General features: G+C 34.5%; 13 protein-coding genes. 7 read left to right on the top strand and 6 right to left on the bottom strand.

The features are described 5' to 3' along the window. Positions 1–30: 30 nt before the first annotated feature. The 5 genes from B3C18_RS13265 to porU all read right to left on the bottom strand — a co-directional run bounded on the left by B3C18_RS13265 (position 31) and on the right by porU (position 8,474). Positions 31–1,671 carry a pyruvate dehydrogenase complex dihydrolipoamide acetyltransferase gene (locus B3C18_RS13265; RefSeq protein WP_291147525.1) on the bottom strand — a complete coding sequence of 547 codons (1,641 nt, stop codon included), beginning with the start codon at positions 1,669–1,671 and terminating at the stop codon, positions 31–33. 4 nt (positions 1,672–1,675) lie between these two features. Beyond that, a complete protein-coding gene (gene pdhA / locus B3C18_RS13260) occupies positions 1,676–2,674 on the bottom strand; it encodes a pyruvate dehydrogenase (acetyl-transferring) E1 component subunit alpha (RefSeq protein ID WP_053472631.1) in 999 nt (332 codons plus the stop codon). A gap of 157 nt (positions 2,675–2,831) precedes the next feature. Next, a complete protein-coding gene (gene cdd, locus B3C18_RS13255) occupies positions 2,832–3,314 on the bottom strand; it encodes a cytidine deaminase (protein ID WP_291147523.1) in 483 nt (160 codons plus the stop codon). Between the two features lie 76 nt (positions 3,315–3,390). Then, a complete protein-coding gene (gene porV, locus B3C18_RS13250) occupies positions 3,391–4,596 on the bottom strand; it encodes a type IX secretion system outer membrane channel protein PorV (protein WP_291147521.1) in 1,206 nt (401 codons plus the stop codon). A 41-nt stretch (positions 4,597–4,637) separates the two neighbouring features. Next, on the bottom strand, positions 4,638–8,474 hold the full coding sequence (porU, locus tag B3C18_RS13245; RefSeq protein WP_291147519.1) for a type IX secretion system sortase PorU: 3,837 nt from the start codon (positions 8,472–8,474) through the stop codon (positions 4,638–4,640). Positions 8,475–8,687: 213 nt separating this feature from the next. Here porU and gldJ point away from each other — a divergent pair, with 213 nt between their 5' ends. Together gldJ and B3C18_RS13235 are read left to right on the top strand one after the other, a co-directional pair. Then, the gene (gene gldJ / locus B3C18_RS13240; protein WP_291147559.1) at positions 8,688–10,373 is read left to right on the top strand and encodes a gliding motility lipoprotein GldJ; all 1,686 of its coding nucleotides are present in this window, start codon (positions 8,688–8,690) and stop codon (positions 10,371–10,373) included. A gap of 98 nt (positions 10,374–10,471) precedes the next feature. Then, positions 10,472–11,758 carry a UDP-N-acetylmuramoyl-tripeptide--D-alanyl-D-alanine ligase gene (locus tag B3C18_RS13235; RefSeq protein WP_291147517.1) on the top strand — a complete coding sequence of 429 codons (1,287 nt, stop codon included), beginning with the start codon at positions 10,472–10,474 and terminating at the stop codon, positions 11,756–11,758. A 37-nt stretch (positions 11,759–11,795) separates the two neighbouring features. Here the strand turns inward: B3C18_RS13235 and B3C18_RS13230 are convergent, their stop codons facing one another. After that, positions 11,796–14,666 (bottom strand): triple tyrosine motif-containing protein, encoded by a 2,871-nt coding sequence (locus tag B3C18_RS13230; protein WP_291147515.1) that lies wholly within the window; start codon positions 14,664–14,666, stop codon positions 11,796–11,798. 345 nt (positions 14,667–15,011) lie between these two features. Between B3C18_RS13230 and B3C18_RS13225 the strand changes: the two genes are divergently transcribed. The 5 genes from B3C18_RS13225 (at position 15,012) to B3C18_RS13205 (ending at position 23,701) form a co-directional block, all read left to right on the top strand. Then, positions 15,012–18,122 (top strand): SusC/RagA family TonB-linked outer membrane protein, encoded by a 3,111-nt coding sequence (locus B3C18_RS13225; RefSeq protein ID WP_291147513.1) that lies wholly within the window; start codon positions 15,012–15,014, stop codon positions 18,120–18,122. 10 nt (positions 18,123–18,132) lie between these two features. Continuing rightward, positions 18,133–19,647: a RagB/SusD family nutrient uptake outer membrane protein gene (locus B3C18_RS13220; RefSeq protein WP_349680581.1), complete on the top strand. Its 1,515-nt coding sequence runs from the start codon at positions 18,133–18,135 to the stop codon at positions 19,645–19,647. Positions 19,648–19,681: 34 nt separating this feature from the next. Next, positions 19,682–20,557, top strand: coding sequence for a hypothetical protein (locus B3C18_RS13215; RefSeq protein ID WP_291147511.1), 876 nt, complete (start codon positions 19,682–19,684; stop codon positions 20,555–20,557). 133 nt (positions 20,558–20,690) lie between these two features. Next, on the top strand, positions 20,691–22,145 hold the full coding sequence (locus B3C18_RS13210; protein ID WP_291147509.1) for a glycoside hydrolase family 30 protein: 1,455 nt from the start codon (positions 20,691–20,693) through the stop codon (positions 22,143–22,145). Between the two features lie 92 nt (positions 22,146–22,237). Beyond that, a complete protein-coding gene (locus B3C18_RS13205; RefSeq protein ID WP_291147555.1) occupies positions 22,238–23,701 on the top strand; it encodes a glycoside hydrolase family 30 protein in 1,464 nt (487 codons plus the stop codon). Positions 23,702–23,719: the final 18 nt, after the last annotated feature.

Raw genomic sequence — 23,719 nt, 5'->3', positions numbered from 1 at the left:
ACGGGATTTAATTATAAAATTAACAACTAATTACGCCAGCATTGTAACTGGGCTTTCGATGTATTGTTTTAATGTTTGTAAGAATTGAGCGCCAGTTGCACCGTCAATTGTTCTGTGGTCACAAGCTAATGATAACATCATTGTGTTTCCAACTACTATTTGACCGTTTTTAACTACTGGTTTCTCAACAATTGCACCTACAGAAAGGATTGCAGAGTTTGGCTGGTTGATAATTGAATTGAATTCAGTAATACCAAACATTCCAAGGTTAGATACTGTAAAAGTACTTCCTTCCATTTCTTGTGGTCCTAATTTTTTGTTTTTAGCTCTTCCAGCAAGATCTCTTACAGCAGCACCAATTTGAGATAAACTCATAGCGTCTGTAAATTTCAATACAGGAACTACTAATCCGTCTTCAACAGCTACAGCTACACCAATATTTACGTGGTGGTTGATGATGATTGCATCTTCTTTCCACTGAGAGTTAATTTTTGGGTGTTTTTTCAATGCTAAAGCACAAGCTTTAATTACCATATCGTTGAAAGATACTTTTGTATCCGGAACAGTATTGATTGTTGCTCTTGCGCCCATTGCTTCGTCCATGCTTACTTCGATCACTAAGTTGTAGTGAGGTGCAGTAAATAATGATTCAGCAAGACGTTTTGCGATAATTTTACGCATTTGAGAGTTTTTGATCTCTTCTGTGTAAACTTCTCCGGCAGGAACAAATACTTTTGGTGCAGCAGGAGCAGAAGCTTCTTGCTTAGCAGCAGGTGCAGATGTAGCAGCTTGTCCTTGTGCAGATGGAGTAAAGTTTTCGATATCGCTTTTTACGATACGTCCATTTTCTCCAGAACCTTTAACTTGGTTCAATTGAATTCCTTTGTCAGAAGCGATTTTCTTAGCTAAAGGTGAAGCTAAAATTCTTCCTCCGTTAGAGTTGTCAGCTACAGCTTCTGGTGCTTTTTCAGCAGCAGGTGCAGCTTTTGTTTCTTCTACAGCAGGAGCACTTGCAGCGCCTCCGGCAGTATAGTTGTCAGCAATTCCAGAAATATCAGTTCCAGCTGGCCCAATAATAGCTAATAAGCTGTCAACTGGTGCAGTGTTTCCTTCTTGAATTCCGATGTATAATAATGTTCCAGCATTGAAAGACTCAAACTCCATTGTAGCTTTGTCTGTTTCAATTTCCGCTAAAATATCACCTTCAGCTACAGTATCACCCACTTTTTTCAACCAAGTTGCTACTGTACCTTCAGTCATAGTATCGCTCAAACGTGGCATAGTTACTACTATAACGCCTTTTGGCAATTCAGCTGCAGCTTTTGCAGGAGCAGCAGTTTCTGTTTTTGCTTCTGCAGCAGGAGCGTCCGCTTTTGGAGCTTCAGCAGCAGCAGGAGCGTCACCACCAGCTAAAAGAGCAGAAATATCTTCTCCTTCTTTACCAATGATTGCTAATAATGAATCAACCGGAGCAGTTTCTCCAGCTTGAATTCCAATATGTAAAAGAGTTCCTTCGTTAAAAGATTCGAACTCCATTGTTGCTTTATCTGTTTCAATTTCAGCTAAGATATCTCCTTCGCTAATTTTGTCGCCTACTTTTTTTAACCAAGTCGCTACCGTTCCTTCCGTCATAGTATCGCTCAAACGAGGCATTGTTACTTTAATCGCCATGATGTTATAGTTTATGAGGTGTAAATGGATAGTCTTCTTGTGCGTATACTACATCGTATAATTGTTGTAAGTCTGGGTATGGAGATTCTTCAGCAAATTTCTGACATTCTTCAACCAAGTCTTTAACTCTTTGGTCAATTACTTCAATTTCTTCTTCAGTAGCATATTTTTGATCCAAGATTACATCAAGAACTTGCGTAATTGGGTCAATTTTTTTGTACTCTTCTACCTCTTCTTTAGAACGGTATAATTGTGCATCAGACATTGAGTGTCCTCTGTAACGGTACGTTTTCATTTCAAGGAAAGTTGGCCCGTCTCCGCGACGTGCTCTTTCGATAGCTTCGTGCATTGCTTCGGCAACTTTTACAGGATTCATTCCGTCAACAGGTCCGCAAGGCATTTCATAACCTAAACCTAATTTCCAGATATCAGTGTGGTTTGCAGTTCTTTCTACAGAAGTTCCCATTGCATAACCGTTGTTTTCAACGATAAATACAACTGGTAATTTCCATAACATAGCCATGTTGAAAGCTTCGTGTAAAGAACCTTGTCTCGCAGCTCCGTCACCAAAGTAAGTCATAGTAACTCCGCCAGTATTGAAATATTTATCAGCGAAAGCTAAACCTGCACCAACAGGAATTTGACCACCAACGATTCCGTGACCTCCATAAAAACGGTGTTCTTTAGAAAAGATGTGCATTGAACCTCCCATGCCTTTAGAAGTTCCTGTAACTTTTCCTAAAAGTTCTGCCATTACGTTTCTAGGATCAACTCCCATACCAATAGGCTGAACGTGATTTCTGTATGCAGTAATCATTTTGTCTTTAGTCAGGTCCATAGCGTGCAGAGCGCCCGCTAATACAGCTTCCTGACCATTATATAGGTGTAAAAAACCTCTAACTTTTTGTTGAATGTATAATGCTGCAAGTTTGTCTTCAAACTTTCTCCAAAGCAGCATGTCTTCGTACCACTTTAAATATACCTCTTTTGTAACTTCTTTCATCTGAATTCTTTCTTTTGCTAAAGTTGTTTGTGTTATCAATTGTTGCCTGTAACGCAAAATAGTTTCCTCCCACAAATTTGCGCCCGAAAGGTCGGGATGCAAAAATAAGACATTCCGTTTAAGAACTAAAATTTAAAAGGTCTTTTTTGGCTTTTTTTTACAAGAACTTTTTATCAAACATAAAAGGGAGCAGATTTTTTAGGGATGCCGATTTGTAAACTTCGCCAATTTCGCCCATAAAATAAATTTCAATAGGGGTGTCTTGTTTGATTTCATATTCTGCAATCGACTGACGGCAAGAACCGCACGGTGGAATTGGAGCCTGAGTTTGATTTGTATCTGAAGCGGCAGTAATTGCCATTTTTAAAATTTTGGCTTCGGGATAAGCACTTCCTGCATAAAAAATGGCTGTTCTTTCTGCACATAATCCTGACGGATATGCAGCGTTTTCCTGATTAGATCCTAAAATTACTTTACCATTATCAAGAAGTAAGGCCGCTCCAACTCTAAATTTCGAATAAGGGGCGTAAGCTTTTTTACGAATTTCGATGGCCTGATTCATTAAATCTTGTACATCTTGAGAAAGCTCATTGATGTTATCGTAAATAGTGAACGACGATGTAATGCTAATTTCTTTCATTGTTTTTATGGGAAAAAAAATCCAAATTCCTAAAAATTTAGAAATTTGGATTGTAATTGTTTTTTATATCGTTTGTTTAATAAACTTCGTATTTGTCGCCAAAGTTAAAAGTTAAAGAGAAACGAAGTGTGTTTTCTAAAGGATTTTTAACTTTTGATGCCGAAAATAAGTAAGAAACATCAACTTTTATAATATTGTATTTAAAACCTGCGCCTAAAGAGAAGAATTGTCTCGCGCCTTTTTCAGGGCTTTCGTGATAATAACCTAATCGCATTGCAAATGAATCCTGATACATGTATTCTGCTGCTGCGCTATACGTTATTTCTTTAACTTCTTCGCTGAAACCTCCCGGAGCATCTCCAAATGATTTGAAAATTCCTTCTACCCAGCCAGTGTCTTTGTATTTGTTATAGCTAATCGCGTTTGCTTCTGATTGTGAAATGTCATCAGGATCTGTAAAATCGCCATCTCCATTTGCGTCAAAAGGTGTTCCAGGCCCCGGAGGAGTTGGAACTAATAGTTTAGTAAATTCAGCACTTACGCTAACTTTATTATAATCGTCTAAAATAAAATCAAAACCTCCTCCTAATCTTAAGTTAGCTGGTAAAAAGTTTGAGCTTAAATCATCATTATCATAACTGATTTTTGGACCTAAATTTTGAAAGTTGAAACCTGCTCTCCATCTTCCGTTAAAATCACTGTATGCAATTTCTTCTGATTGATAAAAACCAGCAACATCTACAGCAAATGATCTTGCAGCGGAAGCATCAACTTCTCCGGAAGGAATTTTTAAATTTGAGCTGATAAATCTACCGGCAACTGCCATCGAGAAAGTTTCACTTAATTTAAGAGAGTAAGAACCGTCTAATGCAAATTCATTAGGGCTTACTTCTCGTGTTGCTTCATTTGGATCTCCGGTTTCTCTTAGTTCAATTCCTCCAAAACCAAAATAACGAAAACTTGCTCCAAAGGCACTTTTTTCGTTGATTTTGTTATAATAGGTTAATTGACCAAGCGAAATATCGTTGGCAAGATCCGTTAAATACGGGGTGTAACTAATTGAAAGTCCCTGTGCATCTTCTGCGAAAGCATATTTTGCAGGATTCCATTGTTGTGAAAAAACATCTGAAGAAGTAGCAACTCCCTGGTCTGCTAAACCGGCTGCTCTTGCATCGGCTGCGACTAATAAAAAGGGAACTCCAGTTGTAATAGGTTCAATGTTTTGGGCTTTGGCGAAGGAAATTACTAATAAACAAATTAATAAAAGTGATATTTTTCTCATTTTTGGGACTAATGGTATTTATGTTACAAATATATATAATATTATAGAATGACAAGTTTTTCGTATTTTTCTGCTTTTTTATTTGTTAAGTTCGATTTTACAGTCAGTTTGTAAATGTAAACTCCTTTTCCAATTCGGTCGCCAAAATCATCTTTTCCATCCCATGTTATTTCCCTTGATAAAAAGCCTTCAGTTGTAATGATTTGGTTTTTTGTCCAAACCACTTTGCCTGTAATTGTCATAACCTGAACCTGAACATCTAAAGGTTCATACGGTCTATTATGTGAAAACCAAAATTGTGTGTATGTTGAAAAAGGATTAGGATAATTGAGCACATGTGTCAATTTTAATTCTTCGTCACCAACCACAACAAATTGTATTTCGCTTGTTACGGGATTGTTATAAACATCCCATGCCGTAAAACTAATGGTATGCAATCCGGCAGATAAATTTCGTAACGGAAAACGTAAATTTCCATTTGTATAATCATCTAATTTTGTTTGATAATAATCATTCAAAATATACGGATTACTTACGTCTCCATCCAGAACTGCTATGATATCATGACCAATTCCGCTAGCTGTATTTATACCATTTTCATCTTCTAAAAACGCTAAAAGAAAGGGCGATGCATTTGTAATTCCGCCAGATACAAAAGTTTCATCGTTCATATATAACTTAACTTTCGGACTTATATTGTCCTGAGGTGCATTTTCATTTATTCCTCCAATTTTTATCACATTATTATAGCCCGATTGATTCTCAAGTGCTTGGCTTTTTTTAGAATAAAAACTAATTCGGCCATTGTCAACAGGAATACGAATATCTCTTGGTACAACAAAGCTAAACTCAAACTGGCCGTTGGTTACAGAAGCATTTCCTCTAAATATAGTTTCTCCAAGAGTTTTGAATGACATTGCAGGGCTATATCCATCGTTATTTAAGGTCGAAGACGTAATCATTTTATCGAAAATCGCTGTAGCAAGTTCTCCGTTATAATTGCTTAAAAGTACATTGTTTTCGTCTGTAATTTCACCCGTAATTTTAATTTTTGATAAGGATTTAAAGTCAGGAATTGGCTGAGAAATCACAATATCGTTTACTTTCGTTAAATTAATTCGTGGTTTTGGAATAGCTAACATCAAAGCCGGATCTCCCAGATATACAACAACATTACTCGAAGAACTCGGGTTTTCATTTTTTGAAATTCGCAGCGATTCTGCAATACTATTATATTGATTTGAGCCGTATGAAAGCAGGTTTTTACTTAAACTATCATTGAAATTTTCAGCATTAAACTGTCCGATAGTTCGAATTGTTGTCAGCATAGAAATTGCTCCGCCCTTCGGATTCCAAAAAGTATATTCGCCGGCAGTTGGTCGGGTAGGGTCGTCAAATCGGGAAAATTCGCAGGTAATGGTTATAAATAACGGATATTTATATTGATTGTTCAGATTTTGCCCGTCTGATTTTTCCCAGATTCTTTCACCTGCTAATCCGTCTTCACCTCCATGACCTAAATAATTAAAGACTAATGCGCCTTTTTCAAAAGCATTAAAAATATCAGTTCTTGCTTTTGGATATCTTGATCCTCCGGCAGAAGCTTCTTGTGTATAAGAATCTAAAAGTATCTTGTCGATATTTAAAAATGGTTTTTCAGTTGCAATTACATCGGCTAAACTATTTTGACGTGATTGTAATGAAGCGTCAGAACTTTGATCAGAATCATCACTGATTAGGACAAAATTATTTCTCCAGTTTCCGTATGATTTAGTATCATGATATTCTAAAACTTTATTGACCATTTCCTGGGCTTGTGCATTGTCTGAAACTAACATTCGGCCAACAGCAATGTCTATTCCTCCAAAAGGATAAGCCACAATTCCTTCAGTCGGATCCATAAGTCCGAAAAAGTCATCAGATGCAAAAGAGGCTTCGCCAGTTGTGTTACTGCTTAATGATTGATATATAGGTACAATATTGGTATTGTTAGAAATTCGGTCTTTATAATCGTAAGAAGCATCACCAAATAAGTTTACGTATTTGATTCTTTTATCTGGAGAAGAAGCGTTGTCATATATATAACGTATACAATTTCTAATGGCAGCAATATCTTGTTTTCCTGATGAAAATTCTTGATAGATATCTTCTAATGAAATAACTTTTACAATTAAACTGGAATTGGTCCTGTGGAAATTCGCCAGTCTCTCAGCTTGTGATGCTAATGATCTTGGAGTTATAATAGCGTAATCAATATCCTGAAAACTATTCTGATTGTTTTTTAAGAGTGTTCCTTTTAAATTTTGATTGGCAATTTTTGACTGATTTTCTTTTAATGGAGTGTAATAATCAGCAGGATCAATGGCGATGTAATTTCTAATTTCGCCCAGATTAGCTTTAAAGCTAAAAGAAGCTTGATTTGCATTTTCAACCTTTGATACATTATATAGGTCTGTAATATCCCAAATTTGAGAAATTCCCGAAGCACTTCCAATAGTGTAGTTTACAATTCCTGCGGTTGAACCTGCTAAATTGTACTGAAATTTAAATTGTTTGCCTATTCCTAAAAGTTTTCTTTTTGCAATTAGATTGATGTAATCTAAATATCCTTTTGAGCCCGGTACACCATTATTATTATAGGTAAGTTTTATTTTTACACTTTCTGCGCCTGTAAATGTCGTATTTGCGGGAGTTTTGTTCGTTAGATACTTAATTTCTGAACTAGCTGTTAAACTTGCAAAATTTAGCGTTGCGATGTTTTGTCCGTTTGCAGCAACAACGAATGAAGTTGGCGTAAAAGCAGCCGAAGCGGCGTTTAATTCAATTTTTACAGGTATAGTCGTGTCAAGATTAGGGAAATTAAAGGTAAATTCCTGTTCCTGATTAATATCAAATGATTCTCCAAGCCATTGACGTCCCAAATGAACAATATTGGTTTGGTCGATTTCATGATATTGATAGTCATCAAACGTGTTCAGTTCCAGAGTACTGTTGGCTGTTGGCTGACCTAGATTTGTAATTCTTTTTCCATCGTTTCCTGATGCGGTAACATAATAATAAGACCTATTACTATATAAGTTTAAATTAGTCTGGCTTTCATCGTTCCATTTATCTACACCCTCGGCATAAAATAAGATATAATCTTCGTTGTTAAAAGTACCATCGCCTTCGCCAATAATTTGAATGGCATTTTCGGTTAAATCTTCCGGATAATAAGAGTTGTTGGCTAATGGAACCATTCTTCCGCCATTTCCATAAATTTTAATCCTTCTTGGATCAGTTTTACTTGCGTCAAAACCCAGACTTTGCAGAAAGGCTCGTGTAATTCTATAAACTCCGGATTTTTCTACATAAAAGCGATACCAGTCTCCAGAAGCTAAAACAGAATTTGAAATAACCGCTGCTTTTTGAAATACCGATGAGTTGCTGCTTTTTGCTGAAGAAGTATTTATATTGTAAGAAAATGATCTAATTCTTTTATAGCTACTTCCGTCTTTTATAATAGGATAGAGAGACAAAAATGCCTGTTTTGTATCTCTTGAATTAGTGATTTTTATCGTTTCGGTTATCTTATTCGGAATGTTTTCTATGGTTAAATCTCCTAAATCAGTTCTCGAAATGGATTCGAAATTTATATTTGTGATTTCTACAGAACTATTACTTGCGACGTTTGACTGATTGAGATTAAGCAGCAGTGTTATGCTTTTTTTTGTAATGTCGAAGCGAAAAGCGTTTCCGGAAAAGTAAGGAATAATAATTTTACTATCGCCGTAATTCATCTCTTTTTTACTCTGCCAATCGAGCGTTAAGCTACCATTTATCTGGGAAAATGATAAGATAGGAAGTAGAAAAATGTATAGGATTATGGCTTGTTTCATTAGCTTAAAAACCGAAATTTAATTAAAATAAAATTAGTAAGTAAAAATATAGTATTTCATGTTACAGTAAATAATAAAAAGTATATTTTTGCGTTCGTAACTATAGGTTATTTTCTGGTAAAAAACAGCTAAATAAAATTATTAGAACAGATGTTGCTAATTAAATGTTAATTATTATATTGCAGCACCTAAATTTATCACCTAAGAATGAGTATGAAAGTAAACAAAATTGTAGTCTTGCAATTAATGATGTCAATGGTATTGATGTTGGGCACGGCTAGTTGTAGCAAAAAATCGAGTTCGAGTCACGCTTCTAGAGCAACTGGCTGGGATGTAGATAGTCAGAACGGAACAGCTGCTAGAAATGCTGGGAAAAAACAACAAGCTGGACCTGGTTTAGTTTTTGTTGAAGGAGGTACGTTTACTATGGGTAAAGTACAGGATGATGTTATGCACGATTGGAATAACACACCAACTCAACAGCACGTTCAATCATTCTATATGGATGAAACTGAAGTTACGAATGGTATGTACTTAGAATACCTTGAGTGGTTGAAAAAAGTTTTTCCTCCAACAGAAGAAAATTACAAAAATATTTACGAAGGAGCATCGCCAGATACTTTAGTTTGGAGAAATCGTTTAGGTTACAACGAAACGATGACTAATAACTATTTAAGACATCCTTCTTATGCTGACTATCCTGTAGTTGGTGTTAACTGGATTCAGGCTGTTGAATTTAGTAAATGGAGAACAGACCGTGTAAACGAGGCTGTTTTAGAAAAAAACGGATATCTTAAAAAAGGAGCTAAAACACAAGATGTTAGTGCAGAAAGCTTATTTAATACAGAAACTTACTTAGCTTCTCCAACTACTACTTATGGTGGAAACGAAGAGTTAGTTTTAAAGAAAAATCCAGCTGGAAGAAGACCAAAAGCAGGAAAAGATGGTGTTGTACCTGAAGAGCATAATGTTTATGCACAACGTTCTTCTGGTGTAATTTTACCAGAATACAGACTTCCTACTGAAGCAGAATGGGAATATGCCGCTGCTGCAGATGTTGGACAAAGAGAATATAACATTTACAAAGGACAAAAGAAATATCCTTGGTCTGGAGATTATACTCGTTCAGCTAAACGTAAAAATAAAGGTGATCAATTGGCTAACTTTAAACAAGGAAACGGTGATTACGGTGGAATTGCTGGTTGGTCTGATGATGGTGCTGATATTACAAATAAGGTAAAAAGCTATGCTGCAAATGATTTCGGATTATACGATATGGCAGGAAACGTAGCAGAATGGGTTGCCGATGTTTACAGACCTATTATTGATAATGAAGCAAATGATTTTAACTACTACAGAGGAAATCAATATGCTAAAAACAAAATTGGTAAAGATGGTAAAATTGAAATCGTTTCGACTACTTCAATTAAATACGATACTTTAAGTAATGGTAAAGTGATTGCAAGAAACCTTCCTGGAGAAATTGCTCAGGTTCCGGTTGACGAACAAGAAACTTACTTAAGACAAAATTTCAGTACAAGCGATAACATCAACTATAGAGACGGAGATAAACAATCTTCAAGATTCTTTGACTTTGGAGAGTCTGAATCTGGACCTAAAGCTGATCAGGCAATGTACAATTCTCCTAAACATAACGTTACAGTTGATAGTTTAGGTAAAATGATTAGAAAATATGATAACTCTAGTAAACGTACTACTTTAATCGATGATAAAGTAAGAGTTTACAAAGGAGGATCTTGGAGAGATAGAGCTTACTGGTTAGATCCAGCTCAAAGAAGATATTTCCCTCAGGATATGGCAACTGATTACATTGGATTTAGATGTGCAATGTCTAGAGTAGGTGCTAAAACTGAAAGAAGAAAATCACCAAGAAACTAAAGTTTAAAAAACTCAATAAAAAAATTCCAAATTCCATACTGAAAATTCAGATTTTGGAATTTGGAATTTTTTTATTTTTATAATTTAAAGTGTTATAAATGAATATTCAGGAAATTCATAACTTGTTTTTAAAATGCAGATCTCTTTCAATAGATACTAGAAAAATTGAAAAAGATTCTATGTTTTTTGCTATAAAAGGCGAAAATTTTGATGCAAATACTTTTGCTAAACAAGCGCTTGATTTAGGTGCTCTATATGTTGTTATTGACAACGAATCTTATTTTATTGACGATAGAACGATCTTGGTAAATAATAGCTTAGAAACGCTTCAGGAACTTGCAAAATTTCATCGTGCTTATTTAAAATTGCCTATTATTGCGCTTACAGGAAGTAATGGAAAAACGACGACAAAAGAATTGATAAATGCTGTTTTGTCTCAAAAATTTAAAACCAAAGCTACTATTGGGAATTTAAATAATCATATTGGAGTTCCTTTAACACTGCTTTCTTTTACAAAAGAAACAGAGATTGGAATTGTTGAAATGGGAGCAAATCACAAAAAAGAAATTGAATTTTTGTGTGAAATCGCCCAGCCTGATTTTGGTTATATAACCAATTTTGGAAAAGCACATTTAGAAGGTTTTGGAGGTGTTCAAGGTGTTATTGAAGGAAAAAGCGAAATGTATCAATATTTAGCAAAAAACAATAAAATTGCTTTTGTTAATCTTGAAGATGCGATTCAAATTGAAAAATCAAACGGCATAAAATCTTTCACTTTTGGAATAAATAAAGAAAATGCAGATTTAAAAATTAAAGACATAAAGGCTAATCCTTTTGTAGTGATTGACTACAATGATTTTGTAGTAGAATCGCATTTAATTGGACTTTATAACGCGAATAATATTAATGCTGCTACTGCAATTGGAAGATACTTTAAAGTAAAAGACGCTGCGATAAAACATGGAATAGGAAATTATATTCCGGAAAATAACAGATCTCAATTACTGAATAAAGGTTCTAATCAAATTATTTTGGATGCTTACAATGCAAACCCAAGCAGTATGGCAGTTGCAATTGCGAATTTCCTTCAATTGGAGAATCAAAATAAAATTATGATTCTGGGCGATATGTTTGAGCTAGGAGATGAAAGTCCGCAGGAACATAAACTGATTGTAGATTCTTTAGCAAATCAAAAAGAATCACTTTGTTATTTGATTGGAAAATCATTTTATGAAAATAAAATTTCGAGTGATACGATTCAGTTTTTTGAAACTTTTGATGCTTTCGCAGCTTATTTAAAAACAACTCAATTTAAAGATAATACTATTTTGATAAAAGGATCGAGGGGAATGGCTCTCGAGAGAACTTTAGAATATATTTCGTAAACAAAAAGGCCTTCTGTAACAGAAGGCCTTTTTTCTTTTATATACTCATTAAAAACCCAATAAGGTTTTCCTTTTTATTTAATCCGAGTTTTTTTCTCAAACGATAACGGGCTAATTCTACTCCTCCGGTTGAAATATTCATGATTTCGGCAATTTCTTTGGTAGACATATTCATTAATAAATAAGTCGATAAATCGAGTTCGCGAGGAGAAATTGTTGGATATTTTTCCTTTAAACGTTTTAAAAACTCAAAGTGAACATTCTTGATGTGTTTTTCTAAATCTTTCCAGCTTTTATCTGTATTTACTTCTTTTACAATACTCTTGTTTAGTTTGCTTACTTGAAACTTAGTAGAGTCGTCTAACGCTTCGACATCAATTTCTTTCAATTTGTGAATAATTCCGTTTAGGATTTTATTCTTTTTTACTACCTGCAAAGAGTTGTTGACTAGTTCCTTGTCTTTTGCTAAAATCTTAATTTGCAGTTTGTCGTTTTTTAATTTTTCGATTTCTTTTTCAAGATCATATTGTTCCTGTCTAATTCTTGATTCTTTTTCCAGATAAAGTCTTCGCTGCTCAATAGTTTCATAATACTTATTCTTTCTAATTTTCATTTTAATTCGACTAGAAATTACATAAATGGCAATTATTAAAACGATGAAATAAAACATAAAAGCCAAGAAGTGTCTGTACCAAGGCGGAGAAACTGTAAATGAAATTGTTGATGGTTCAGATTGAACTCCGTAACTATTTCGCACTTTTACATTCATCACATAATCACCTTCACGAAGGTTTGTGTACTCTTTAATTGAAATGGTTGACCAATTGCTCCACTTTTCATCAAAAGGCTCTAATTGATAAGAAAACTGCACGTTTTCAAGGTTTTCATAGGTAGGTGACGAAAAAGTAAAACGAACATGATTAGACGAATAAGGAATCCGTATGTTTTCGGTTCTGTTTTGATTATTTCCAAGAATTATGGTATCACCCGGAAATGAAAAGCTGCGAACGAATGCTTTTGGTTTCGTTACAAAATTGTTTAGAAGTTCAGAATCGTAATGCGCCAAACCATCTGTTAATCCAATAAAGATATTTTTAGAGTCAATCGTATTTACCGAAAGATAATTAGTGACCAAGTTACCGGTTAGGTTAGAAAATGGTGCCACAATGTTTTTATAACCATTATTCTGCTTCATTAAAACTCCTAAAGACTCATCATAAGCATACCAAAGATTAGATTGCGAATCCTCACTTAGTGCATTTATGACTGGAATATTTTTAAAAAGACTGGTTAGTTTTTTGTCTTCATAAAATATTTCCTGTTCCGAAGAATATTTATAAAAATGATTGTTTGTTTGGAAGTATATTTTACCATCAATTTTTTGAAGACTTCCTATATTCTTAAACTGAGTTGTTAAGTGATCAATTTTTTTGATGCTTGAAAATCTTGTCAGATCATTGCTTAAAGACATTTTATATATGGATTCGTCTTTTTTAAGCCATAAATAAGATTGATCAAGTTCAAAACTATTTGATGATTTATCAAATCCTGCGACTTGATTTTTAAATGAAAATCCGTTTGCTGTTTTCTCAAAAATGGCAAATCCATCATAATTTGAACCAATATAGAAACCGGGATGGCTTGGGATTTTTTTAAATCCAAAATACCCTTTTGAATCTATAATATTAGTAACTCTTCCTCCTTTAATTATTAATGCCCCTCTGTTGTTGGCACAAATTAATTCATCGTCGATAACCTGTACGTTCCATGATTGGGCAGTTGTACCTTCAACAAGTTTAAAAACATCTTCCTTAAAACTGTTATTCCAGGCATGATAAAAAACACCCTGATTGGTTGCAACATATAAATTACCCTGATGAACTACGGATGCATAAACGGTACTAATGTCATAACTAAATCCGAAATAAGTAAATGGAGAACTTTCGTTAACGTAAGTAATACCATTGTCTAGTCCAAGCCAAAGATTGTTTTTGTTGTCAATAAAAGAAGTTAAAACCGTGTTGTTTTGCAGGCCTTTTTTTCTATTAATATGCTGGATAATTTTACCGTCAAAATCGCAGATAGCAATTCCGTCCAAAACCGAATTCAAAACAATAAATTTATTGTTTATGAGAACACCTCCAAGCGCATTGTTTCGTTTTACAAAATTATTAGCTTCCGTATTCCATTGTGTTAAGGTATTGTTCTCGTAAATAAATAAACCTCTTTCTAGTGTAATAATTAAGATTTTGTTTTTGCCTATAGAATACATTGCCCAAATCTCTGTGTTATTTAAACTGGTAGTATTTGGCAGGGGATAAAGTTTTCCGTTTCTATATTCTAAAATTCCTTTTCCTTCATCTTGAAAATAAAGTTTATTATTTACTACAAATGAGAATTGAAAACGTTTTGGAGCTTTTAATATTGATAATTTTCCTTCTTTAAAGATATAAGCTCTTGCAAAAGATTGAAAAACGGTTTGGTTGTCTATGGAATGAATTTTCCATATAAAGTCAATGATTTTGATTTTATTCTTATCCACTTTTTTAGAAAGTGATGTGTATTTGAGTTTTCCTTTATTATCTGGCTGAAAATATCCAAATTCATTATAACCTCCCACATATATCTTTCCTGAGTTATCAATCTTTAAGCATCGTACAGAAGTTAAATTTGGCAGTGGATATTTTTTCCATGAAGAGCCGTCAAACTGTAAAAGACCATTATTGTTAGCAAAATATAAATTTCCATTCTTATCCTGATCAATATTCCAGTTTTGGGTTCCTCCTTTATATTCATTACGCTTGTAATTTCTTACATCAGGCAATCCGATGTTTTTGACCTGCCCAAAAATGGCAATTGTGAATAATGTAAAAAAAGTAATATAAAAATATGATATTGTTAATTTCATTAATTATTCGATTTAATTTGTTTTTTGGATTCTAAGTTGTTTGTTTTTAGGTATTTACGAGCATATTTCCTCTACTATCACGTTGTAGAAAAGCATTTCGTTTATAAAAATAAGCAATCTTATATAATTGTAGTGTTTATTTTTTCAATTAACATTTTCATAACATCTTATTTTTTGTTTTTAAATATCACTATATTAGTTATTTATAAAAAAAATGATGTGTTTTTGTAATGTATAAAATTTTAGTTTGATGTGTTTTTGTAATGAAATTTAAATGTTGATAGTAAAAAAATAACATTATTATTGCATCAAATTACTAATTAATTAACCAAAATTTTTAGAAAAATGAAATTAACAAAATTACTTATTTTTTGTGTTTCGTCTTTGTTATTCTCGGTTATAGCTGTGGCTCAGGATGTCACAGTAAATGGAATGATAAACGATGAAAGTGGAATGCCGGTTCCGGGCGCAACAGTTGTCCTTAAAGGTACAACAAAGTCGACCGCATCAGATTTTGATGGGAAATTCCAAATACAAGTACCTTCAAACGGAGTTTTGACAGTTACTTTTATAGGATACACTACAGTTACTGAAGCTGTAAACGGAAGAACAAAAATTACAATTCAATTAAAACCAGAATCACAATCATTAAATGAGGTTGTAGTAGTTGGTTACGGTACTCAAAAGAAAGCAGTAGTTACTGGTGCAATTTCAAGCGTAAAAGCTGCTGATTTAGAGAAAGTACCAAATGGTAGAGTTGAACAGGCTTTACAAGGTCGTGTTGCCGGTGTAACAATCGCTTCCAGTTCAGGTCAGCCGGGTTCAGGATCTACAATACGTGTACGTGGTATTACAACGTTTGGAGACGGTGGAAATAACCCACTTTGGGTTGTTGACGGTAACGTTGTTGATGCTGGTGGAATTGGTTACTTAAACCAATCAGACATAGAGTCTATCGAGGTGCTTAAAGATGCTGCTTCTGCTGCAATCTATGGTACACGTGCTGCCACAGGGGTTATTTTAGTTACTACTAAAAAAGGTAAGGCGGGTAAAATTACAGTAAACTATAATGGTTTTGCTGGTGTATCTTCTCCAGCAAAAAAATTAGATTTATTGAATGCTACAGAGTATGCTACAATAATGAACGAAAAATCAGTTGCTGATGGCGGAGGGATTCTTTACTCTAATCCAGCTGCATTTGGAAAAGGAACAAACTGGCAAGATGCTATTTTTAATGACAGCGCTTTCAGATACACACACGAATTAAGTATTAGTGGTGGTGGAGAATTTTCTACTTTCTATGCTTCATTTGGTATTCAGGATCAAGAAGGTATTGTTGCTACAGAAATTTCTAATTATACTAAAAAGAATTTCCGTTTAAACTCTACTCACAAGATTTCTAAATATTTCACATTTGGACAAACTTTTGGATATACAAGACAAAAGACTGTTGGAATTGGAAATACAAACAGTGAGTTTGGGGGGCCTTTAAGCTCTGCTATCAACTTAGATCCATTAACTCCACTTGTAGTTACTGATCCAACTGTTGCAAATTCAGCTCCATATTCTACAAACCCTGTAGTTCGTGATGCTAACGGAAATCCTTATGGAATTTCAAGCGTAGTTGGTCAGGAGATGACAAACCCACTTGGATACATCCAAACAAGATTAGGAAGATATGGATGGTCTGATGATTTCGTTGGAAATGCTTATTTAGAAGCTGCTATTACTCCACATTTAAAAGTTAGATCTACACTTGGTGGTAAACTTTCTTATTGGGGAGACCAAGGATTTACTCCTGTATATTTCTTAAGTTCAAACGTGAATGTTCTTAAAAACAGTTATTACCAAAATAACAATAAATCATTCAACTGGAATATTGAAAACGTTCTTACTTACTCTAACAAATTTGGAGATCATAACTTAAGCGTTTTAGCTGGACAAGGATCTTATGTTGATAATATTGGTGGATACGTTGGAGCTACAATGTTTGGTTTACCTGTTACAAGCTATAAAGATGCATCTTTCAAATTTGATATACCACAAGCTGATAGAAACAGTGCTACAGATGATTTTATTCAGCACAAAGTAACCTCTTTATTTGGTCGTATAAACTACGATTATATGGAGAAATATCTTTTAACTGGAGTTATTCGTCGTGATGGATCTACTCGTTTTGGAGAAAATCATAAATTTGGAGTTTTCCCATCATTCTCTTTAGGATGGGTTGTTTCAAAAGAAGGTTTCTGGAAAGAAAATAATGCTGTAAATTCATTAAAACTTAGAGGAGGTTACGGAATTGTAGGTAATGACCAGGTTGCTGATTTTAGATATATTTCATTAGTATCTGGAGGTTATAACTATTCTTTTGGAAATACTGGTTCAATTACAACAGGTTATGCTAACGTAACTCTTGATAACCCTGATTTGAAATGGGAAGAGACTTCTCAGGCAAGTATTGGTCTTGATGCAAGAGTATTTAATGATTTCACAGTAACATTAGATTTCTACAAAAAGAAAACAACAGGTATCTTAAGACCAGTTGTAATTCCTGGATATGTTGGAGTTGCTGAGCAGCCATGGGCTAACGTTGCTGATATGAACAACAGCGGTATTGAATTTGAATTAGGTTGGAAGAAAAAACTTGGTGATTTTAATTTAGGTGTTAACGGAAACGTGGCTTACTTGAAAAATGAAATTACTTACGTAGGAAAAGATAATGACTTTATTATTGGAGATGCTTCTTTCCAATCTATGGGACCTGTTACAAGAACTCAAGTTGGTCATTCATACAATGAATTCTATGGATACAAAACTGCAGGTATTTTCCAAAACCAAGCAGAGATTAACGCTTATAAAAATGGAGCAGGTGGTTTAATCCAGCCAAATGCAAAACCAGGCGATTTCCGTTGGGTTGATAACAATGGTGACGGATCTATTTCTGATGCAGATAAACAATTCTTAGGAACAAGTATTCCTAAATACACTTTCGGTTTAACATTAAACTTAGATTACAAAGGATTTGATTTTATGACATTTGTTCAAGGTGCTGCTGGAAGCAAAATCTTCCAAGGATTACGCAGATTAGATATCTTGAATGCTAACTATCAAACAGAAGCATTAGGTCGTTGGACAGGAGAAGGAACTTCAAATGATTACCCAAGACTTGCTAATAATGATGGTAATGGTAACTTCAGCAAAATGTCTGATTTTTATTTAGAAAGCGGTGATTATGCTCGTTTGAAAATCGTTCAGGTAGGATATACTCTTCCAGTTGATCTTTCTTCTAAAATTGGGGCAGACAGAATTCGTTTCTACTTAACTGGTGAGAACTTATACACTATTACAAAATATACAGGATATGATCCAGAAATTGGAGGTCAGGTATTTGGTGTAGATAGAGGTGTTTATCCACAAGCAAGAACTTTTATGCTTGGAGCGAACGTACAATTTTAATAATTAAAGAATGATGAAAAATAAATTTAAATATATATACGCTGTTGTAGCTTTGGCAGCTTTAGCAGGATCTTGTTCAGAAGATTTCGTGAGCGTTGACCCAAAGGGATCTTTCCTATCAACTAGTTACTACAAAGACGAACAGCAAGCTACTGCTGCTCTTGTTGGGGTTTACGATCCATTAAGAAAAAATACTGGAGGTTTTGAAAACTTGGTTGCTATGCTAAATGCCGGTTCAGATGATTTCTATGCTGGTGGTGGTGGAGCTTCAGATGGTCAGGGAATTCAAAATTTTTCAACTCACTCATTAACTTCATTAATTATTCCTGGAAGTTTCTGGAATGATCATTATCAAGGTGTTTACAGAGCAAACGTTTTGTTATCAAAAATGTCTGGAGTTAATATGTCAGATGCATTAAAAGTTAGATTCACAGGTGAAGCTAAAGCTTTAAGAGCATTATACTATTTCAATTTAGTTAGAATGTTTAAGAATATTCCATTAATCTTGGAACCGCTTACAACATCAACTATGTTAAATGTCGAGCAATCAGCTCCAACTGCTGTTTATGCTCAAATCGAAAAAGATTTGGTAGAAGCTATTCCAGCTTTACCTACTAGTGTAGATGCTGCTACAGGATCAGGTCGTTTAACAAGAGGAGCTGCTCAGGCATTACTTGGAAAAGTTTATTTATATGATGGGAAAAATGCAGAAGCTGCTGCAATTCTTGCTCAAGTAAATGGTACACCAGGACAAGCTAACCAATATGGAAATAAATTACTTGCTAAGTTTAGTGATTTATGGGTTGTGGCTAACAAATTTAATTCAGAATCACTTCTTGAAGTATCTCATACTAGTGCTGGAAACTCTGATTGGGGATTCTGGGGGTCTGGAAGAGACGAAGGAAACTCATTAAACGTAATGGTTGGACCTAGAGGTTATTCTAGACCTGCAAATTCTACTGCAGCAGACCTTCCTTCTGGATGGAGTTTTAGTGTTCCAACACAAAAACTATACGATGCAATGAAAACTGATCCTAGATTTGACGCAACTATTTTTGACTTAAAAGCGTTAAAAGCTGCTGGTAAAGCTGATTATATTCCAGGTTACCAAGACACAGGTTATTTCTTGAACAAATTTTTACCAAGAAAAACTGATGTTCGTACGGGTGGTGGAGCTGCTGAGTTGAACTACAAACAAAACTCTTATGTTATCAGATTAGCAGATACTTATTTATTAGAAGCTGAAGCATTAGGTGCTACTGGTGCTAGAGCACAAGCTTTACTTGATGCAGTAAGAGCGAGAGTTGGCCTTGCTTCAATTCCGGTAACATTAGCTGCTATCAAAAATGAAAGAAGAATGGAGCTTGCAGGTGAAGGACACAGATTCTTTGACTTAGTAAGATGGGGTGATGCTGCTACTGCTTTATCTGACAGAGGATTCAATGCTGGGACTGATGAAATCTTCCCAATTCCTTACGTAGAATTAACAGGGACTAAATTAAAACAAAATCCTAACTACGAATAACAAAAAAACTATCTAACCAAAAACCAAAAAGAAAATGAACCTAAGTATAATTTTAAAAAGAAGTGCTTACCTAATGCTTGCGATAGCATTAGGTTCGCTTACTGGCTGTGATGATGATCCGGCTAATAACGGTTTAACAGCTGCAAATGTTGATGCTGCTTTTACAATTGCTCCTGTTGCAGGAAAAGTAAATACTTATCTTTTAACTGCTCAGGAAAATGGAGTAATTTCATCAAAATGGGATATTGGATATGGAGCATATATGGGTAAAATGACAGAAGAAGTTGTTTTACCAGATGCCGGTACTTATACTGTAACTCATACAGCTATTGCTGCTGGAGGTGCTACATCTAAAGTTTCTCATGATATTGTAGTTGCAGCTTCAGATCCTGCTAAACCTAATTTAGTTAGAGGAGGATTCTTTAATAACGCAGCTGATATAGCTCAATGGTCATCAGCAAAATTAAGCGCTACTGGTGCTGCATTTTGGTCATTTAATTCAGGAACTGCAACAATTCATTCTCCAGGAGGATGGGCGCAAGAAGGAATTTATCAAGCAATTGATGTTGTAAAAGATAAAGAATATACAATTGATATGCTTGTTTCTTGTCCAAGTGGATCTGATGAAACATGGTTTGAAGTATATGCTGGGAAATCTGTACCTAAAGATGGTGTTGAATATAAAGATAACAAAGTAATGGGTCTGAGCACTTGGGATGGCTGCGCAAAAGGAGCTTTTACAGGAAGGCTTTCTTCAGTTGGCTGTGTTAAAAATGACGGAACAGCTTCTGTTTCAAATGTTGTAAAATTTGATACTACAGGTAAAATCTATCTACTAATTCGTTCTGGTGGTAATACTTTCACAAAAGATGGAATTACTGTGAGCAGAATCGAAATGAGAGGAAAATAAAAGTTTAAGTTAAGTTTAAGTTTGGTTGTAAATAGCCCATAATCATTATGAGTATGGGCTATTTTTAAATCCTAAGCAATCAGAGAACGAGTTTCTGAAAACTTCTTTTAGAATTAAAAAATCAAAGAAAAGAATGAAAAAAAATACTTTAAAGTTTCTGTGCTTTTTGTTTACAGTCACCGCTCTTGCACAGCAGACAAAAGCAAAGAAAGAATTTACAACCAACGGGAAAAAGATAACGGTTTATACTACTGCCGAAAATTCAAAACTAAGATTAACATCAACAGATAATTTGACTTTTTCAGCATCAAAACAACCTCTTGAAACGGAGATTTCTGTTTTTGTAGAACCGTCTAAAAAGTTTCAAACCTTTATGGGAATTGGAGGTGCCATTACTGATGCAAGTGCCGAAATTTTTGCTAAACTTTCAAAAGAAAAACAAACAGAATTTTTAAATGCCTACTACGATAAACAAAAAGGAATTGGCTATTCTTTGCTAAGAACCACAATTCAAAGTTCTGATTTTAGCAGTGGAAGCTACTCTTATATCACAGAAGGAGATAAAGATTTAAAAACGTTTACTATTGATCACGATAGACAATTTCGTATTCCGTTAATCAAACAGGCAATCCAGACTGCAGGAGGAAAATTATTGACTTATGTTGCACCTTGGTCACCAAATGCTTTTATGAAAAGCAACGGAAACGTACTAAAAGGAGGAACATTATTACCAGAATATTACCAAACTTGGGCAAACTTTTATGCCAAGTTTATAAAAGCATACGAGAAAGAAGGAATTCCAATTTGGGGAACATCAACTCAAAACGAGCCAATGGCTGTTCAAACTTGGGAATCGTGCATTTATACAGCTGAAGCTGAAAGAGATTTCATTAAAAACTTTTTAGGTCCAACTTTGAAAAAAGAAAAACTTGGAGATAAAAAAATTATCGTTTGGGATCACAATCGTGACCTAATGAATTACAGAGCAAACGTAATTTACTCTGATCCGGAAGCAGCAAAATATGTTTGGGGAATGGGTTTTCACTGGTATGAAAACTGGTCAGGAGGAGATTCAATGTTTGACAATGTTGCAAAAGTAAATGAGGCATATCCAGACAAAAAACTTTTGTTTACAGAAGGATGTGTTGAGAAATTTGATGCTGCAAAATATCAGTTTTGGGGTAATGGAGAACGTTACGGAATTTCTATGATTAATGATTTCAATAACGGAACCGTTGGATGGACAGACTGGAACATTCTTTTAGATCAAAACGGAGGGCCTAACCATGTTGGAAATTTCTGTTTTGCACCAATCCATGCTGACACAACAACAGGAGAGTTAATTTACACACCATCTTACTATTACATAGGGCATTTTTCAAAATTCATTCGTTTAAATGCAAAAAGAGTTAGTTCTGCAGTAAGCAGAAGCGGTTTGTTAAGTACATCATTCTTAAATACAGATGGTACAATGGCAACAATTGTAATGAACAAAACAGATAAAGAAATTACATATAATTTGATAATAGCAGCAGAAAAATCAGTAATCAAAATTCCTGCACACGCTATACAAACGCTTGTTTATTAATATTTTTTGAGTTAACAGAAGAGGGCTGATTTGAATCATCCAACCCAGCCCTCAATTTTTTAATTTGAAATAAAATGCTTTTTGAAGTAACAATGAAAACCATCAATAGAATCTTATTAGTTTTAATAATAATTTTGCAAGTAAGTTGTTCAACATCAAAAACTGCAAACGGATCAGCTGTTTCTGCATCCAAAACAAATAAAAAAATTACGGTTTATACTACAGCCGAAAATACCAATTTGAGATTATCATTATCAGATAATCTAATTTCAAATTCTACTACACAACAAACAAAATCAACGGTTTCTATTTCTTTAGATGCCGATAAAACAGATCAGACTTTCTTAGGAATTGGCGGCGCAATTACAGACGCAAGTGCTGAAGTTTTCGCGAAGCTATCTCCAAAAAAACAACAAGAATTCCTAACCGCTTATTACGATAAAAATAAAGGAATAGGATATACTTTAGCCAGAACAAATATTCACAGCTGCGATTTTAGCAGTGACAGTTATACTTATGTTGCCGAAGGTGATAAAGATTTAAAAACCTTCAACATTGATCACGATCGAAAATATAGAATTCCATTAATAAAAAGTGCAATTGAAACTGCCGGCGGAAATTTAACATTATTTGTTAGTCCATGGAGTCCCCCAGCTTTCATGAAAGACAATAATGATATTTTACACGGCGGCGTTTTGTTGCCAGAGTTTGCACAATCATGGGCAAATTATTATGTTAAATTTATAAGAGCTTATGAAAAAGAAGGAATTCCGGTTTGGGGATTAACCATTCAAAATGAGCCGATGGCAAAACAAAGATGGGAATCTTGCATCTATACTCCAGAAGCAGAAAGAGATTTTCTTAAAAACTTTCTTGGACCAACTTTAGAAAAAGAAGGACTTAGCTCTAAGAACGTTATAATCTGGGATCACAATCGCGGAGATATGTTAACCAAAAGAGCCAATCTTGTTTTCTCAGATCCTGAAGTTTCAAAATATGCATGGGGAATTGGATTTCATTGGTACGAAACATGGAACGGCGGGACACCCAAATTCGAATCAGTAGGTGAAGTACATCAAGCTTTTCCAAATAAAAATTTACTTTTTACTGAAGGCTGTATTGAAAAATTTGATGCTTCAAGATTTCAGTTTTGGGGAAATGCAGAACGATATGGACTTAACATGATCAACGATTTCAACAACGGAACCGTTGGCTGGACAGACTGGAATATTCTTCTGGATCAAAACGGAGGCCCAAATCATGTTGGAAACTTCTGTTTTTCACCAATTCATGCTACAAAAGACGAATTAATCTACACACCGATGTATTATTACATTGGACATCTTTCGAAATTTATTCGTCCAAATGCAAAAAGAATAATTCAGACAATAAGCGACAAAAAATTAATAAGCACCTCTTTCAAAAATTCTGATGACAAAATAATAACCATTGTCATGAACCAATCAGATAATGAAATTGTTTACACACTAACTAACCACAACTCACAAAATACTATAACTATTCCGGCACATGCTATACAAACCATTGTATACTAGATGCTGAACTAAAAAACT

The sequence above is a fragment of the Flavobacterium sp. UBA7680 genome (assembly GCF_002482975.1).
Classification (GTDB): domain Bacteria; phylum Bacteroidota; class Bacteroidia; order Flavobacteriales; family Flavobacteriaceae; genus Flavobacterium.
Note: the sequence above shows the minus strand (reverse complement) of the source record. Positions and strands in the feature narration are given on the sequence as shown.

Coding starts and splice junctions, on each gene's coding strand:
- B3C18_RS13265 (WP_291147525.1), bottom strand. CDS start 1,671: ATGGCGATTAAAGTAACAATGCCTCGTTTGAGCGATACTATGACGGAA.
- pdhA (WP_053472631.1), bottom strand. CDS start 2,674: ATGAAAGAAGTTACAAAAGAGGTATATTTAAAGTGGTACGAAGACATG.
- cdd (WP_291147523.1), bottom strand. CDS start 3,314: ATGAAAGAAATTAGCATTACATCGTCGTTCACTATTTACGATAACATC.
- porV (WP_291147521.1), bottom strand. CDS start 4,596: ATGAGAAAAATATCACTTTTATTAATTTGTTTATTAGTAATTTCCTTC.
- porU (WP_291147519.1), bottom strand. CDS start 8,474: ATGAAACAAGCCATAATCCTATACATTTTTCTACTTCCTATCTTATCA.
- gldJ (WP_291147559.1), top strand. CDS start 8,688: ATGAAAGTAAACAAAATTGTAGTCTTGCAATTAATGATGTCAATGGTA.
- B3C18_RS13235 (WP_291147517.1), top strand. CDS start 10,472: ATGAATATTCAGGAAATTCATAACTTGTTTTTAAAATGCAGATCTCTT.
- B3C18_RS13230 (WP_291147515.1), bottom strand. CDS start 14,666: ATGAAATTAACAATATCATATTTTTATATTACTTTTTTTACATTATTC.
- B3C18_RS13225 (WP_291147513.1), top strand. CDS start 15,012: ATGAAATTAACAAAATTACTTATTTTTTGTGTTTCGTCTTTGTTATTC.
- B3C18_RS13220 (WP_349680581.1), top strand. CDS start 18,133: ATGATGAAAAATAAATTTAAATATATATACGCTGTTGTAGCTTTGGCA.
- B3C18_RS13215 (WP_291147511.1), top strand. CDS start 19,682: ATGAACCTAAGTATAATTTTAAAAAGAAGTGCTTACCTAATGCTTGCG.
- B3C18_RS13210 (WP_291147509.1), top strand. CDS start 20,691: ATGAAAAAAAATACTTTAAAGTTTCTGTGCTTTTTGTTTACAGTCACC.
- B3C18_RS13205 (WP_291147555.1), top strand. CDS start 22,238: ATGAAAACCATCAATAGAATCTTATTAGTTTTAATAATAATTTTGCAA.